Source organism: Micavibrio aeruginosavorus ARL-13, assembly GCF_000226315.1.
Classification (GTDB): Bacteria; Pseudomonadota; Alphaproteobacteria; order Micavibrionales; family Micavibrionaceae; genus Micavibrio; species Micavibrio aeruginosavorus_B.
Genome location: NC_016026.1, coordinates 652,289 through 667,054 on the forward strand (window position 1 = coordinate 652,289; position 14,766 = coordinate 667,054).

Below are 14,766 nucleotides of genomic sequence, written 5' to 3' on the forward strand. Positions count from 1 at the left end.
CCGTCCAACATCTTCTTATAAAGGCGTTTTTTAACATGGCTCAAATCAAAGTCCCGACGCTGGGTGAATCCGTGACCGAGGCCACTGTGGCCCAATGGCTGAAGAAGGAAGGCGATGTCGTCGCCGCCGATGAGCCGATCGTGGAGCTGGAAACCGACAAGGTGACATTGGAAGTCAACGCACCGTCCGCTGGCGTGTTGGTCAGCATCGGTGTGAAGTCGGGTGAGACGGTTGGTGTTGGTGCCATTCTGGGCGAAATCGCTAATGATGCGGGTGCAAAACCGTCCGCGCCTGCGGCTGCTGCGCCAGCACCGGCTGCGACCCAGGCTGCAGCCCCTGCACCTGCGAAAACGGAAGAGCACAAACTGTCCCCGGCGGTTCAGAAAATGACCGCGGACAACGCCATCAACCCGGCCAGCGTAGAAGGCACGGGCAAAGATGGCCGCATCACCAAGGGTGACGTGATCAACCATATCGAGACCGCCCGCGCACCGAATGCCGTGACGTCCGCCGTTCAAGCTGCACCGCGCGCCATTGGCCCGCGTGAAGAACGTGTGAAAATGACCCGTCTGCGTCAGCGTATCGCGCAGCGTTTGAAAGAGGCCCAAAACAATGCCGCCATGCTGACCACCTTTAACGAGGTGGATATGACGGCCGTGATGGAACTGCGCAACCTGTACAAGGACCAGTTCGAGAAGAAACACGGCGTGAAGCTGGGCTTTATGTCCTTCTTCGTAAAGGCGGCTGTGAACGCCCTGAAAGAATTGCCGGCCGTGAACGCGGAAATTTCCGGTGATGAAATCATCTACAAAAACTACTACGACATTGGTGTGGCTGTTTCCACGCCGCAGGGTCTGGTGGTTCCGGTTGTGCGTGATTGCGAAGAAAAATCCATGGCGACGATTGAATCTGAAATCGGTGCCCTGGGTCTGCGCGCACGTGATGGAAAAATCACGCTGGAAGAAATGACGGGCGGCACGTTCACCATCACCAACGGTGGTGTGTTCGGGTCCCTGATGTCCACGCCGATTTTGAACCCGCCGCAATCCGGTATTCTGGGCATGCACAAAATCCAGCAACGCCCGATGGTGATGCCCGATGGTTCGATCAAGGCCCGCCCGATGATGTATCTGGCGCTGTCCTATGATCACCGCATCATTGACGGCCGTGAAGCGGTGACCTTCCTGGTCCGTATCAAGGACGCACTGGAAGATCCGCAACGTTTGCTGCTGGATATCTAAGGATCAACAAAAAACCCGCCGGATGGCGGGTTTTTTATTATTTCCATTCCACGGCGGTTACGATGTCGTGATCGGTCAGAAGTTTCAGGGCATCCAACCCATTTTGATCCCGGGCGTGGGTGATATCCCCGATCAGCAATTGCGTCTGTCCGCCGCCAACCATGTTCACGAATTCACGCGGGCTGGGCACAATCGCGCTGTACACATAGCCGGGCATAATGCGCAGGCCCAGCCGGGATGCGTTCATCAACAAACGATTGATCGGTTCCAGTATGAAATTGTATTTCCCGCCCGGTGCCGCACGCGGATGATCGTCATGGGTGTAACCGATTGTGATATGGTCGCGGGCGCTCAGCACATAAACGCCTTTCCCGGTGGGGTCTTCGGCCACAACAACGGCAAAACGTTCATTGATATAATGCGGGCGTTCGGCGGCGATGACTTCAGTAAAAAATCCCGTATCGGCCTTGCGGCGGAATTTTGTAACGCGGATCGGGTTATCGTTTTCTGGGATGAAGTCATCCGGCATCTCCAAAATCGGCGTCAGGATTTTATCCTTGCGCCGCACTTCGTACACGCTGATCCCGGCTTTTTTGCAAATTTCCAGCGACATGGCTTGAAACTCATCACCGCGACGTTCGGCAAAATCCTTCTCAAACCCTTTGTGGTCGATAAAGATTTTTTTGATCCCGGCTTCGGCGATATTCTTGGCGCAGTTGGGGCAAATGGGGTCGGTGACGTAAATGCTACCCCCCTCTGTCCGCGGCGCGCGCAGAAGGCACGCGGTTTCCGCGTGAATGGTGCCGCTGCTGTTGCCGATGCGTGTGCCTTCATCCAACCCCGCCTGAATCGGCTCCGGCCAGAAATTGGTGGCGGCGGTCGCAAACGGATTGCCATTGTGGTCGATGCCCGATACGGCGGCGGCGATCTTGTTGGTGGGGTGGGGGCTGGAATTCACAACTTCAACCGCCATCTGCATCATGGCAAATGGGTCGGGTTGGTTGGTCTGGGCCTGCGGACGCTTAAAAATCATGTTTTTTATCAGTCTACTAACTGTCTGGTCCGTCCCATCAGACGGGATAGAAGAATACAGAAAATCGGGCTGAAATGCCAATTTTTCGATTTTTCGGCGAATTTCCCTAATTTTCTTGACTCTTTTGGTCCTAATTCCTTATGAAAGGCCTAGGTTTGACCCAGCGTAATACGGAGATGTGAATGCCCGTTGATCAGGTGCTCGAAGATCACGTTAAACCCTATATTCTCGAGCGCTTTAAAGATGCTGACATGATCCTGCTCTGCGGTTCGCAAGCCCGCGTGCTGAATCAAGGTGGTGCGCTTGATGCGTCCGTCGCGCCGAAAAAAAATTCCGATTACGATTTTATCCTTCTCTATCCTGAACTTCCCGAAAAATACCCTGCGGCCTTGTTTGCCTCCGGCTGGATCGATGTGCCGGGCCATGGCGAGCGGGTCAGTATCGATATGAAGATCATGGATTACGATTATCTGGCCGTTCACGCCCAACACACACGCGAATTGCGCCGCTTCCCGTTCCTGTTCGATATGTTGAAAGATGCATACCCCATTCAAGACGTGAATGGGGTATTGCCAACTTTACGCCAGGAAGCTGTCCGTTTGTTGAATGCAGGTCCGTTGCCATTGGGGCCGACGCAAATCAATGAAATGCGGTCGCAATTGAACAACCTGTCCATGGCGTTGAACCAACCACATTCCAATGTGGGACAAAAGATGGTGGCGGTGGAATCGCTGCACATTCTGGCCAACAGCTATCTGCGGTCTTCCGTTATCTGGGATTCGCCGTTGGACCGTCATTTGTCATCGTTGTGTCAGGCTATTCCATCCGCCGGTATCCGCTTGGCCAAGGCGTTTAACGAGGCGAGTGTCGGTGATTTCGGCAGTTATCAAACCTTTATCCAAAAGGTGCAGGGCAAGCTGGATAAACGGGCCGGTGAAAACAACGCCGACTCTGTTTTGTTGCAACAGGATATTGGCAAGTTCGTCACGGTCGAAGAAAAACAAAAAAGCGACCAGCAGGGCGCCAAGATCATGGTGGGCCAATATCTGGCCCGTATGAAGGACGTGCAGGCCTATGAAACGGTGCGCCGTTATGGTCTGGAAAGCGTTCTGTGGTTGACCCTGAAGAAATATCAGTGCGAACAGATGAACGTGCCGTTTTCCTATGGTGAGGCCGCCGTGCAGAAGGCGGATGATGCCGCTGGCCGCCCCATCCTGCGCACCTTGTTTACCGCCATCCGCGACAACAATACGCACAAGATTGAAGGGCTGGCGAACACCATTCTGGCCAACCAAGGCGGTCTGACCTTCGATTATCTGGAACGAATCTATGTCGAAGATCTGGCCCGCCGTCGTGAAACTGCTAATATGAACCGACCGAAACCTGACCTTCGTGCCGGATTCTTTAAATATGGCTGATTATACGATCCACCGCGGCGATCTGGCTGCCGGTATCACCTTTGGCGATGTCGTGTCCATCGATTGTGAAATGATGGGCCTGAACCTCAATCGCGACCGCCTGTGCGTGGTGCAGATGTACGATCTGCACAGCGACCACGTCCATATCATCCAATTCCCCGATGCGGTGTATAACGCGCCCAACGTGCGCGCGGTTCTGTCTGATCCGGACCGTCTGTTTCTGGGCCATATGATCCGCCTCGATCTGGGCTGGATTTTGAAATATCTGGGCGTGGCCATCACCAATGTCTATTGCACGCGCACGGCGTCCCGTCTGGGCCAGACCTTTGGCGCATCGCATGATTTCAAGGATCTGGTCAGCAATTTGCTGGGCGAGAAAATTGATAAAAGCGAAACGTCCAGCTATTGGGGGGCGGATACGCTGACCCCGGATCAAATCCGCTATGTCATCAACGATGTGATTTTCCTGCACCGTTTAAAGCATGTTTTGGATGTGTTGCTGGAGCGTGAGGGGCGGATGCCATTAATGCGGGCCGCCATGCAAACCTTGCCTGCCCGGGTGCAGATGGACGTCGCTGGGTGGTGGGGCGATGATATTCTGAGCTTTCCGTTCTAAACAGCGAAGGTCAATAAAAAACCCCGCAATGACTTGCGGGGTTTTAATTTTTTTGTCCTGATGAATTACATGTCCAGCGTCATCGCGATCGGGCGGTTCTGGCGGAACAGGTACCCGTAATCACCACTCAACAGATCATGGATCTTGGTCGGGCCTTCGTTATCGTTGCTGGCGTTCAGACGGAAGGCGCTCTGGATCTTGGAGCCTTTCTTGTGCCCGGTGCGGGTGTTCAGCACGCTTTCCAGGTTCGGCAATTCACGATCCAGCGCCTTGAACCCACGTTCGGCCTTGCTGTCATTGTTGATGACAACGCGGTTGTTTGTGGCCTCCAGAATAGCTTTCTTTACGGCGGCCATGGCGATGTTTGTTTCATGCTTGTTCAGCGGGGACGAAACGTAGTTTTTCGCTTCCGGATTGCTGTCATAGTCGCAGGGCTTGAACAGGGTTTCGCACTCGATCTCCAGATCATGGTGGAAGACCAGCGGTGCGCCCTTGCGGCCCGGAATGTCCAAAACGAAAGCCACATCATCCAGCAGCAATTCACCAACGAAGCGGCGACCTTTCAGGCCGGTCACTTCTTCCGGGATTTCCACGACATAACGGGTGCGGATGCAATCAATGCGGAAATATTCGCGCAGATCACGGACGCTGATACCCTTCAGGGCGGCATGGATTTCGGGGAATTGGTCTTTGGGGTATTTTGCGCGGAGCGGCTTCAGGTCGGAATGTTCAAAATCGGCGATGCGGGCTTCAAATTCGCCACGGCGGACGGCGCCGCTTTCATCTTTTGTCTTACCGAGTTTGACGCAAATATCGGCTTCGGAAACTGTTTTCAGATCGCGGTTCTCGCACTCGCCACGGACGCGGAGGGTGACCCCTTTGTCATACATGCGGCGGTCGGGGGTGTCGAGCTGACGAGTCAGGAGACTCTTGCCGGGGCGTTCCAGCTTGATCCAGCCTTTTTCGCGGAAATATTGGTCGATTTGAGAGAAGGCGGATCGGTCAACGCCCGTGTCCTTTTCAGCGGACGGCGGGACCAGGAACTTGATTTCGACCTCACACACTTTGCGTGCCAGATCATTGAACGTTTGCTTTACGTTCGGGGAAGTATCCACCCCGTCGGTAAGGTCTAAATGATGGTTTTTCATCATTGCTCCTAAAGAGAAAGGCCTCACAGTTGTCGTGTTATAAGGGCTAGGGGGCTTCGGAGTCAATAAAATATTATGGCAATCTAATGTAATTTTTCGGCATTCTGTCCAAACCCCCTCGCCATCCCCTTGTTTTGCGCGTAAAAAGGGGGCTGACCACTCCGAAAACTTCTTTTAATTACATGTGGATAAAAGGATCATGACCGACGCACCCTCTTATGATGTCATTGTTATCGGCTCCGGCCCTGGCGGCTATGTTTGCGCCATCCGGTGCGCCCAGCTGGGTCTGAAAACGGCCTGTGTTGAGAAGCGGGACACGCTGGGGGGCACTTGCCTGAATGTGGGTTGTATCCCGTCCAAGGCCCTGTTGCAGGCGTCCGAGAAATTCCATGAGGCTGAGCACGCCCTGGCCGCTTTCGGGGTCAAGGTGGGCAAGCCGGAACTGGACCTGCCAACCATGATGAAGCACAAGGACGCGGTGGTTGAATCCAACACCAAGGGTGTGGAGTTTTTGTTCAAGAAGAACAAGATCGACTGGCTGAAGGGCGAAGGCAAAGTGGCCGCCGCTGGCGTGGTCGAAGTGGCCGGAAAAACATACAACGCCAAAAACATTGTGATTGCGACGGGCTCGGACGTGGCGTCTCTGCCGGGGATCACGATTGATGAAAAACGCATTGTGTCCTCCACCGGAGCCATTGCGCTGGAATCCGTGCCGAAACATCTGGTCGTCATTGGTGGCGGTGTGATTGGTCTGGAACTGGGCGCTGTCTGGGGGCGTCTGGGCGCGAAAGTCACTGTGGTTGAATATCTGGATCGCATCCTGCCGACGATGGATGGTGATTTGTCCAAGGAAGCCAAAAAAATCTTTGGCAAGCAGGGCATGGAATTCAAACTGTCCAGCAAAGTTACATCCGTCAAAGATAATGGCAAAGGCGTAACGTTGAGCGTTGAGCCGGCCGCTGGTGGTGCAGCAGAAACGATCGAAGCCGATATCGTTCTGGTCGCTGTTGGGCGCAAGGCCTATACCGATGGTTTGGGTCTGGATGCGGTGGGTGTTGAGCGTGATGAACGTGGCCGCGTCAAAACCGATGCGCATTTCCAATCCAATGTAAAAGGCATCTTCGCCATTGGTGATGTGATTGCCGGCCCGATGCTGGCGCACAAAGCTGAAGACGAGGGCGTGATTCTGGCCGAAATGATTGCCGGGCAAACGGGACACATTGATTACAATCTGGTCCCCAGCGTTGTGTACACATGGCCGGAAGTGGCCAGCGTGGGCCAAACTGAAGATCAGGTGAAGGCCGCCAACGCCCAATATAAAGTCGGTAAATTCCCGTTCAGCGCCAACGGCCGCGCCCGTGCGATGAACGCGACCGAAGGCTTCGTTAAAATTATTGCCGATGCCAAAACGGATCGCGTTTTGGGCGTGCACATCATCGGGCCAGAAGCGGGCACGTTGATTGCCGAAGCGGTCATCGCCATGGAATTTGGCGCCTCCGCCGAAGACATCGCCCGCACCTGCCACGCCCACCCGACCTTGGAAGAGGCGGTGAAGGAAGCGGCGCTGGCGGTTGATGGACGTCCGCTGCATATGTAAGCGGATCAAATGGAATAAAGAGCGGGGTGCATCATGCGCCCCGTTTTTTTATGTATCGATTTTATTGCGGGGGTGGGCTGCGTGGTGAATGCGGATCAATTCTTCGGCGTTCACTTCGGTATAACGCTGCGTGGTGGACAGGGAAGCATGGCCCAGCAATTCCTGAATTTCCCGCAAATTGGCCCCGTTTTCCAGCAAATGCGTGGCGAAGGAGTGGCGCAGCGCGTGCGGTGTCGCCGTTTCGGGCAGGCCGAGGGCGAGGCGAATATCGCGCATGGCTTTCTGGGCGACACCCTGATGCAGACGTTTACCGCGCTCGCCGATGAACAACGGGCGGTCGCTGGTTTCCGCAAACGGGCATTCGGCGCGGTATTGTGTGATCATGCGTTCAACGATTTGAAGAACGGGAACCTGTCGTTCCTTGTTCCCCTTACCGCGCACGCGGATAAATCCATCGCGGGGCAGGCCGTTGATATTCAGTGACAAGGCTTCGTCAATACGAAGACCACATCCGTACAGCAGGGTAAACAAAGCACGGTTGCGTGATCCGATCCATCCGTCATTGGTGGCGGCGGATAAGGATTCGGCATTGTCCAAAACACTTTGCGCCTGACGTTGGCTGAGGGGGCGGGGCAGTTTGTGGGGCAGTTTCGGTGTGCGTACCGTTTTAATAGCCCCGTTATGCATGATGCCGCTGCGATCCAGCCACCCGATCAGGTTTTTAACACCGGATAATCCGCGCGCCCGTGTAGCGGCGGATGCGCCGTCAATGGCGCGGCGGGACATCCATGCGCGAAATTCGCGAATGGTGGCGTCGGATAAATCGTTTAAGGATGGCGGGCGGCCCAAATGACCGCATAAAAATGTGACGAACCCTCCCACATCACCGCAATACGCCCGCACCGTGTGTTTGGACAGGTTTCTTTCCCGCAACCAATCCACCCAGTGCCCCAACGCATCGGCCAGATCCGGCGCGCATTGTTCGCGTTGCAGGTGCGTTAAATGGGGAGGCTCAGCCATGTGCGGAAACAGCGTTCAATCACGCCGCCCAAAAACCCGATTTGGTCCGTGCCTTGACCGGGTTGGAAATGGTTTGGATCACGGCTGCCAAACGCCACGATGGCCGGGGGGGCGTGGCGGGAAATGTCCAATCGCATCAATAATTGCGATTTGACCAATCCGGCCCCGCCGCCATAAATTTCATCCAGTCCGGAAATGTTTGATTCCAAAACGGCGTTCTGGCCTTTGGTCAACAAATGAATGGTTCCGCTGGGCACAACACGCACACCGGTCAGGTCGATATGGGGAATAACATCCGAGTCAATTTCAACGATCAGTGAAACAATGTCCACGTCCAGAAGGGTCGCGCAATCCATCGTGATGGTGCGAACAAAATCGTCAAAGCTGGTGGCTTCCAACAGCATCAGGACGGCATTGTGAATGCGGGCCTGGTTGTTCATGTTGGCGCGGCTGTTTTCAACAATCTCGCGCGTGGCTTCGATCACTTCGTCTTTATCTTCGCGCAGACGTTTAATCATAAAGGATTGGAAGTCGGTGACTTTGCGGTCATTATCCTTGCGCGTCGGCGGGAACAGCAGGTCACACGCATCCGGGTTTTTATCCAGAAAATCGGGGTTCTTGCGTAACCACGCAATAATGTCGTCGGCGTCAAATGATGGGGGTACAGATTTTTCGGTCATGGCGTTCGACATTGTTATGGGCGGCTTTCAGATACGAAAAGGTAGGAAAGGAAACAGGCACACTGTGATTTTTTCAGTGTGCCCGTTTTTCAGAATTGTTTCAATCTTAATGCGCGCTTACCAGCGCAGGCCTTACCAGCTTGGGCCGTCCAGATCATTGTCCTTGTTCAGGCCCAATTTGTCGCGCGTGGCGCGAATGGTCGTGATGTAGGTGTTTTTCAGCGGCAGACTGGCCGGTGTGTTGTCAATCAACGACCCGTCCGGCGTAATGACATGTTTGAACGCATCGGTGATGCCGATATCCGGAACGTGAATGGGGTCGGTTGTAAATTTCCATCCGTCTTTTTCCATCTCTTCGCGCACGGCTTTTTCCGGCCATGACACGGCATAATCCTGTTTCGTGTTAAATACGGATGCAAGTTTCTTAAAAAAATTACCGAGTCCCAATTTGATCTCCCCTGTTCTCAGGTGTTTGGTTGAGTCCGTTTCGATCGAACGTCGTAATTGTATGAATAAATTGAGAGTCTGACCAGAGGCCAAAAATAAAGCCACCGTTTCCGGTGGCTTTAGAATCCATAATAATATCGGCGTCTTTTACACTTTAGGGACAGGCTTGTTCTGGGCCAGTTCACGCCGCGTCGCAGCAATTGTGTCGTGATAGCGCGTCACATCCGATTCCCGTGCGTTGGGGCCAACCAAATCGCGTCCTTCCGGTGTCTGGATATATTTGTTGACCGACCCGCCGCCAATGCTGGCCAAACCGTGCGTGGCGAAACATTCGAATTTCCAACCTTGCTTCTGCATGGCTTCCATCACCTCGACTTCGGGCCATTTGATGCCGCCTGCATGATGGGTAAAACCCTCAGCCCAGCTGTCCAATCCCTTGTCCAGAACCTTTACCAATTTGTTCCATATTGTTTTGAGCTGCATGTGTCCCTCTAATCCCTTGAAATAAATGGATGAACGGTTGTACGGCAGGCCCGCTGGAAAAGTCAAAGGCCGCATGAAAATGCGGCCTTTATCAATGGGTTATTGTGGGTGGACAGGGGGTCAGAGAATGCTCTGGCCCGTCTTTTTCCAGTCATCCACGAACGCGGCCAGCCCCTTGTCGGTCAGCGGGTGGTTATAGAGTTTCTTGATCACATCGGCCGGGCAGGTGGCCACATGCGCGCCGATTTTTGCGGCTTCAACAATGTGCATCGGGTGACGCACGGACGCGACCAGCACTTCCGTTTCAAACTGCGGATAGTTGTCATAGATGGAAACGATGTCGGCAATCAACTGCATGCCATCATGCGCGATATCATCCAACCGTCCAACGAACGGGGAGATAAAGGTTGCGCCAGCCTTGGCCGCCAGCAACGCTTGCGCCGGAGAGAAGCACAGCGTGACGTTTGTCATGACCCCCTTGTCTGACAGTTCTTTGCACACTTTCAAACCGGCGGGGGTCAGCGGAACCTTCACGGCGATGTTCTTGGCGATCTTGGACAGCTTGTCCGCTTCCTTGCGCATCGTGTCGTAATCGGTGGCGGCAACCTCGGCGCTGACCGGGCCGTCGACGACGCCGCAGATTTCTTCGATCAGCGGAATAAATTGCTTGCCCGATTTGGCGACCAGTGTCGGGTTCGTGGTCACGCCATCCAGCAGGCCGGTCGAGGCCAGATCGCGGATTTCGTTGATATCGGCAGTATCGACAAAGAATTTCATAATGCGGCGGCTCCGGCTTTGGCGGTTTATCAATCTTGTGCTAGGTCTTAGCAGATGCAGACCCTGTTTGAAAGTATGGAAGAAAAGGCCCCCCCGGGGGGAGCGCCGGTGCCCGAAACGGCGCGCCGGGTTCTTGTGCTGGTCCCCTATCCGGTGGACCGGGCCTATACCTACGCCGTGCCGGACGGGATGGATGTATCGCCGGGTGATTACGTGACCGTGCCGCTGGGCAAGCGCGAGGTTCCGGGGGTGGTCTGGGGGACATCGGACGAAGACGTGCCGCCCAAAAAATTAAAGATGATCGTCGATCGTTTTGATCTGCCCCCGATGCAGGCCGCGCACCGCGATTTTTTAAGCTGGGTCGCCCAATATACGATGAGCGCTCCGGGCGCCGTTTTGAAAATGTGTCTGAGCGCCCCCGCAGGGCTGGAACCGCCGAAAGCGACGACGGGGTATGTGCTGAATGATTGGGTGCGGGATGTGCTGGCGCACTCCCCCCACCTCAATCCTCCCCCCTCGCGGAGGGGGGAGGAGGGGCAACGCGCAATGGATCAGGCGCGTGAGCTTCGCAAGGATATGACCGATGCGGAGACAAGGTTGTGGTTCTGTTTGAGCAAGGACCAGCTGGGGCATAAATTCCGCCGTCAGCATCCTATCCCGCCATATGTAGCTGATTTTGCCTGCATCGAAAAAAATCTGATTATCGAGGTCGATGGCGGGCAGCATAATGACAGTGCCCACGATGAAAAACGCACGGCGTTTTTAAACTCTCTGGGCTGGCGCGTTCTCCGTTTCTGGAATAACGAGGTTCTGGAGAATATCGATGGTGTCCTGCAGACAATCATCACAAAACTTGCCGAACATTCTCCTCCCCCCTCCGCGAGGGGGGAGGATCAAGGTGGGGGGAGAGCGAAGCTCCTCCGTAACCTGAACCCGCAACGGCGCAAGATTTTAGAGGCATTGTCCGACGGCCACCCGCGCCGCGCATCGGAAATCACGGATATGGCCGGATGTACGCCCGGCGTTATTAAAACCATGGTCGGGCAGGGCTTACTCCGCACCGTCAATCTGTTTTCATCTGCCCCGTGCCGCAATCCGGATATTGATCGCGTGGGGCCGGATTTATCGCCCGACCAACGCGCCACCGCCGATCATTTGATCGCGCAGGTGAAAAGTGGTGAACACCATACATCGTTGCTGGACGGTGTAACGGGTGCCGGTAAAACCGAAGTGTATTTTGAGGCGATTGCCGAAGCGGTCCGGTCGGGGAAGCAGGGCCTGATCCTGTTGCCGGAAATCGCTTTGTCGAATGCGTTTTTGGATCGTTTTAAAAAGCGCTTTGGATGTATACCTGCGCTCTGGCATTCGCATTTAACGCCCGCACAACGCCGCACCACATGGCGCGGTGTGGCCGATGGCACGACGAAGGTGGTGGTGGGGGCGCGATCGGCTTTGTTCCTGCCGTATCAGGATCTGGGCATCATCGTTGTCGATGAAGAACATGATCCGGCGTATAAACAGGAAGATGGTGTTATTTACCACGCCCGCGATATGGCGGTGGTCCGCGGTCATCGTGGGAAAATACCCGTGGTATTGGTGTCGGCCACGCCGTCATTGGAAACCATCCTGAATGCATGGAACGGGAAATATGATCATCTGGTCCTGCCCGTGCGTCATGGCGGGGCGGAAATGCCGCATATCGACCTGATCGATATGCGGGCGGATAAGCCAGCGCGGCAGCATTTTATTGCGCCAACCCTGCATAACGAAATTCAATCGACATTGGATCGGGGGGAACAGGTGTTGCTGTTCCTCAATCGCCGGGGATATGCACCGCTCACCCTGTGCCGGACGTGCGGCCATCGTTTTGAATGCCCGCGCTGCACAGCGTGGCTGGTCGAACATAAAAAAACATCGCGCCTGCATTGTCACCATTGTGGGTTTGCAACGCCAATCCCAAAGGAATGCCCGTCGTGCCATGATACGGATTCCCTCGCGGCCTGTGGCCCCGGTGTGGAACGGATCAAGGAAGAGGTCGCGGCCCTGTGGCCCGATGCCCGCACGGTTATTCTGGCCAGCGATATCGTCGATACAAACGATAAATTAAAGGCCGTTTTGGACGATATCCGTGAACGCCGCATCGACATTGTGATTGGCACGCAAATTATTGCGAAGGGGCACCATTTCCCGCATTTGACCTTGGTTGGCGTGATTGATGCCGATCTGGGCTTGGGCGGTGGTGATTTGCGTGCGGCGGAACGCACCTTCCAATTGTTGCATCAGGTTGCAGGCCGGGCCGGGCGCGAGGAATTAAAGGGGCATGTCTTCCTGCAAACCTTTATGCCGGAAAACAAAGTCATGCGCGCCATGGCCGCCGATGATCGCGATGAATTCCTAGCGGTCGAGGCCGAGGAGCGTGAACGTGCACTGATGCCCCCTTACAGCCGTCTGGCCGGAATTATCGTATCGGGTCGTGATGAAAAGCAGGTGATGGAAACGGCGCGTGCGCTCGGGGCCTGTGCGCCGCAGGGGCCGGATGTTTTAACGCTGGGCCCGGCGGAGGCGCCGTTCTACCGCCTGCGCGGCAATTTCCGCCGTCGCTTGCTGGTGCGGGCCGCAAAAACAATCAATCTGCAACGCGCCATCGAAACATGGGTCGCCAGCGTGAAAATCCCATCCACCGTGCGGGTGCAAGTGGATATTGATCCGCAAAGCTTCTTGTAAATTTACGGCGCTGGATGGTTTGATGGTTTTTTCAAATCGTGCGGCATCGGACCGTAGCCCAGTCCTTCGACTTTGGGCAGGGTGGACAGGCAATCATAAAAATCGCCCGGTTTAGCGCAAAGAGGGGCGTAGATTTCATCCGGCGCGTTTTTGTATGTGCGGATCTTTTTTGTTGTGTCCAGTTCGTCCAGATACATATCGATGGATTGCGCACGATAGATAGCGTTCAGCCATTGATTATTCCGCCATGCGATAGCGGCGGCGGCTGTTGCGTCCCTTTGGGCTGTTTCATCAAGCGGATCTTTGCCCGCCATTGCGGTTTCAAAGGCGACACCCGTGTCACGGTAATTTTCAATGCTCATCAATCCGTCCCACACGCGTGCATCGCCGGCGGCGCGGGTCTGCCATGCCAGCAGGGTGGCCAGGGCCTGTGCATCCGCCTCCATAACATAGGTAAAGCGCACATATTCGTCCCGACTGTATTTGAGTGAGCGTTCAAACCCCATGCGATATTGTACGTGGTGGCGCAATTCATGCGCGGTAATTAACGCCTGCTGGCCGAATTCCATGCCATCATGCACCATCATCATGTTCAGCCCCGTATCATAAAATCCGCGTTCCATCGGATTCTCATAGGTACAGAACAAGGTTTTGTGATCAGTTGCGGTTTGAACCAGTTGGCGCCCAAATGCCGTTGTTTCAAACAGGGCCAGGATTTTTTGTAAATTGTCCGTGGCGGGTGTGGGTGTGTCCACGGGATCGCCGGGGACAATACAGGCCCCGCGCGGGTTTTCACGTGCGGCGGTGGGCCACCAATAGGTGGTTTGTTTAATATCTTCTTCGGCCAGCCGCGCATCAAGCGCGGGGCCGGCCAATGCCGCACCGCCAGCCGCCAGCATAAAAGGCAATGTCAGCCCCGCAATATGACGGGACGATATTTTTTGAAACAATCGACGCATGGTCATCACCGTTGCAGCGTGATGCCAAAACCGCCTGCTTTGCGGATGGTGTCGACATGTGTGCGGTCAAAATCCTGATAGGCCGGGTATAAAATCCCGTCATTGCTGCCGTTGATGCCCATATGTTGAAATTCAACATCGACGGCGAAAACGGGAATGTTTTCGTTGGTGGCGCACCCATTGAAATCAAAAACGATTGTGGTGACGCGCGGATCGGCCAGTGCGGCATTCACCAGGTTTTTATCAACCATGCTGAAAAACACCCATTTATAATGGTCGTTCCATTTTTGGCCCGTGTGCGCATCGCTGGCGGGCAGGACGATCATGCCGGTATCATCGACGGCGCTGTGTGTTCTGTCGCAACCATCTTTCAGGGTGATCGTATGATCGACGCGGTCGATATGTGGCTCTTCGGCGACGGCTGCGCCACAGGCCAGGGCGGCGGCCAGCGCGAATGAAGCGGGCAAAATTGTGCGGAATGATCGTGTGGTCATTATTTGTATGTCCCTGTTTATGTCTTATTTTTTGATTATGGGCACCCTGCACCTGATGGGAGAGCTTGTCAATTTTCGACTTGCCAGCGGATGGAGAAAGGCGGACCCTGAAAAGAAGAGGGGGCTCCA

General features: G+C 54.8%; 14 protein-coding genes. 5 read left to right on the top strand and 9 right to left on the bottom strand.

What is annotated here, in order from left to right:
• Nucleotides 1–35: 35 nt before the first annotated feature.
• Complete coding sequence (gene odhB, locus MICA_RS03055) at nt 36–1,241, top strand: 2-oxoglutarate dehydrogenase complex dihydrolipoyllysine-residue succinyltransferase (protein ID WP_014102215.1); 1,206 nt, start codon at nt 36–38, stop codon at nt 1,239–1,241.
• Nucleotides 1,242–1,278: 37 nt separating this feature from the next.
• Here the strand turns inward: odhB and MICA_RS03060 are convergent, their stop codons facing one another.
• Nucleotides 1,279–2,274, bottom strand: coding sequence for a deaminase (locus MICA_RS03060; protein WP_014102216.1), 996 nt, complete (start codon nt 2,272–2,274; stop codon nt 1,279–1,281).
• 182 nt (nt 2,275–2,456) lie between these two features.
• On the opposite strand from MICA_RS03060, the gene MICA_RS03065 reads away from it, so the two are divergent.
• Both MICA_RS03065 and MICA_RS03070 read left to right on the top strand, forming a co-directional pair.
• Nucleotides 2,457–3,692, top strand: coding sequence for a hypothetical protein (locus tag MICA_RS03065; protein ID WP_014102217.1), 1,236 nt, complete (start codon nt 2,457–2,459; stop codon nt 3,690–3,692).
• Nucleotides 3,685–4,308, top strand: a complete 624-nt coding sequence (locus tag MICA_RS03070) for a ribonuclease D (RefSeq protein ID WP_014102218.1) — start codon at nt 3,685–3,687, stop codon at nt 4,306–4,308. Before MICA_RS03065 ends, MICA_RS03070 begins: the two co-directional genes overlap by 8 nt.
• Nucleotides 4,309–4,373: 65 nt before the next feature.
• Here the strand turns inward: MICA_RS03070 and MICA_RS03075 are convergent, their stop codons facing one another.
• On the bottom strand, nt 4,374–5,459 hold the full coding sequence (locus tag MICA_RS03075) for a CYTH domain-containing protein (protein ID WP_041793766.1): 1,086 nt from the start codon (nt 5,457–5,459) through the stop codon (nt 4,374–4,376).
• A 196-nt stretch (nt 5,460–5,655) separates the two neighbouring features.
• Here MICA_RS03075 and lpdA point away from each other — a divergent pair, with 196 nt between their 5' ends.
• Nucleotides 5,656–7,053: a dihydrolipoyl dehydrogenase gene (lpdA, locus tag MICA_RS03080; protein ID WP_014102220.1), complete on the top strand. Its 1,398-nt coding sequence runs from the start codon at nt 5,656–5,658 to the stop codon at nt 7,051–7,053.
• Between the two features lie 48 nt (nt 7,054–7,101).
• On the opposite strand, the gene MICA_RS03085 is transcribed toward lpdA, so the two are convergent.
• The 5 genes from MICA_RS03085 to fsa form a co-directional block, all read right to left on the bottom strand.
• Complete coding sequence (locus MICA_RS03085; RefSeq protein ID WP_014102221.1) at nt 7,102–8,073, bottom strand: tyrosine recombinase XerC; 972 nt, start codon at nt 8,071–8,073, stop codon at nt 7,102–7,104.
• Complete coding sequence (locus tag MICA_RS03090; protein WP_236619948.1) at nt 8,052–8,753, bottom strand: DUF484 family protein; 702 nt, start codon at nt 8,751–8,753, stop codon at nt 8,052–8,054. The genes MICA_RS03085 and MICA_RS03090 overlap by 22 nt, the downstream gene beginning before the upstream one ends.
• Before the next feature lie 132 nt (nt 8,754–8,885).
• Nucleotides 8,886–9,200 (bottom strand): hypothetical protein, encoded by a 315-nt coding sequence (locus MICA_RS03095; protein WP_014102223.1) that lies wholly within the window; start codon nt 9,198–9,200, stop codon nt 8,886–8,888.
• Nucleotides 9,201–9,347: 147 nt separating this feature from the next.
• Entirely contained in the window at nt 9,348–9,683 is a 336-nt protein-coding gene (locus MICA_RS03100; RefSeq protein ID WP_014102224.1) for a hypothetical protein, read from the bottom strand.
• A 120-nt stretch (nt 9,684–9,803) separates the two neighbouring features.
• The gene (gene fsa / locus MICA_RS03105; protein WP_014102225.1) at nt 9,804–10,460 is read right to left on the bottom strand and encodes a fructose-6-phosphate aldolase; all 657 of its coding nucleotides are present in this window, start codon (nt 10,458–10,460) and stop codon (nt 9,804–9,806) included.
• A gap of 54 nt (nt 10,461–10,514) precedes the next feature.
• Here fsa and MICA_RS03110 point away from each other — a divergent pair, with 54 nt between their 5' ends.
• Nucleotides 10,515–13,184: a primosomal protein N' gene (locus MICA_RS03110; protein WP_014102226.1), complete on the top strand. Its 2,670-nt coding sequence runs from the start codon at nt 10,515–10,517 to the stop codon at nt 13,182–13,184.
• Nucleotides 13,185–13,186: 2 nt separating this feature from the next.
• Here the strand turns inward: MICA_RS03110 and MICA_RS03115 are convergent, their stop codons facing one another.
• Nucleotides 13,187–14,149: a DUF6782 family putative metallopeptidase gene (locus MICA_RS03115; RefSeq protein WP_236619949.1), complete on the bottom strand. Its 963-nt coding sequence runs from the start codon at nt 14,147–14,149 to the stop codon at nt 13,187–13,189.
• The gene (locus MICA_RS03120; RefSeq protein WP_014102228.1) at nt 14,149–14,637 is read right to left on the bottom strand and encodes a hypothetical protein; all 489 of its coding nucleotides are present in this window, start codon (nt 14,635–14,637) and stop codon (nt 14,149–14,151) included. Before MICA_RS03120 ends, MICA_RS03115 begins: the two co-directional genes overlap by 1 nt.
• Nucleotides 14,638–14,766 lie beyond the last annotated feature (129 nt).

Coding starts and splice junctions, on each gene's coding strand:
- MICA_RS03120 (WP_014102228.1), bottom strand. CDS start 14,637: ATGACCACACGATCATTCCGCACAATTTTGCCCGCTTCATTCGCGCTG.
- MICA_RS03060 (WP_014102216.1), bottom strand. CDS start 2,274: ATGATTTTTAAGCGTCCGCAGGCCCAGACCAACCAACCCGACCCATTT.
- MICA_RS03090 (WP_236619948.1), bottom strand. CDS start 8,753: ATGACCGAAAAATCTGTACCCCCATCATTTGACGCCGACGACATTATT.
- MICA_RS03075 (WP_041793766.1), bottom strand. CDS start 5,459: ATGATGAAAAACCATCATTTAGACCTTACCGACGGGGTGGATACTTCC.
- lpdA (WP_014102220.1), top strand. CDS start 5,656: ATGACCGACGCACCCTCTTATGATGTCATTGTTATCGGCTCCGGCCCT.
- MICA_RS03115 (WP_236619949.1), bottom strand. CDS start 14,149: ATGACCATGCGTCGATTGTTTCAAAAAATATCGTCCCGTCATATTGCG.
- fsa (WP_014102225.1), bottom strand. CDS start 10,460: ATGAAATTCTTTGTCGATACTGCCGATATCAACGAAATCCGCGATCTG.
- MICA_RS03100 (WP_014102224.1), bottom strand. CDS start 9,683: ATGCAGCTCAAAACAATATGGAACAAATTGGTAAAGGTTCTGGACAAG.
- odhB (WP_014102215.1), top strand. CDS start 36: ATGGCTCAAATCAAAGTCCCGACGCTGGGTGAATCCGTGACCGAGGCC.
- MICA_RS03085 (WP_014102221.1), bottom strand. CDS start 8,073: ATGGCTGAGCCTCCCCATTTAACGCACCTGCAACGCGAACAATGCGCG.
- MICA_RS03070 (WP_014102218.1), top strand. CDS start 3,685: ATGGCTGATTATACGATCCACCGCGGCGATCTGGCTGCCGGTATCACC.
- MICA_RS03110 (WP_014102226.1), top strand. CDS start 10,515: ATGCAGACCCTGTTTGAAAGTATGGAAGAAAAGGCCCCCCCGGGGGGA.
- MICA_RS03065 (WP_014102217.1), top strand. CDS start 2,457: ATGCCCGTTGATCAGGTGCTCGAAGATCACGTTAAACCCTATATTCTC.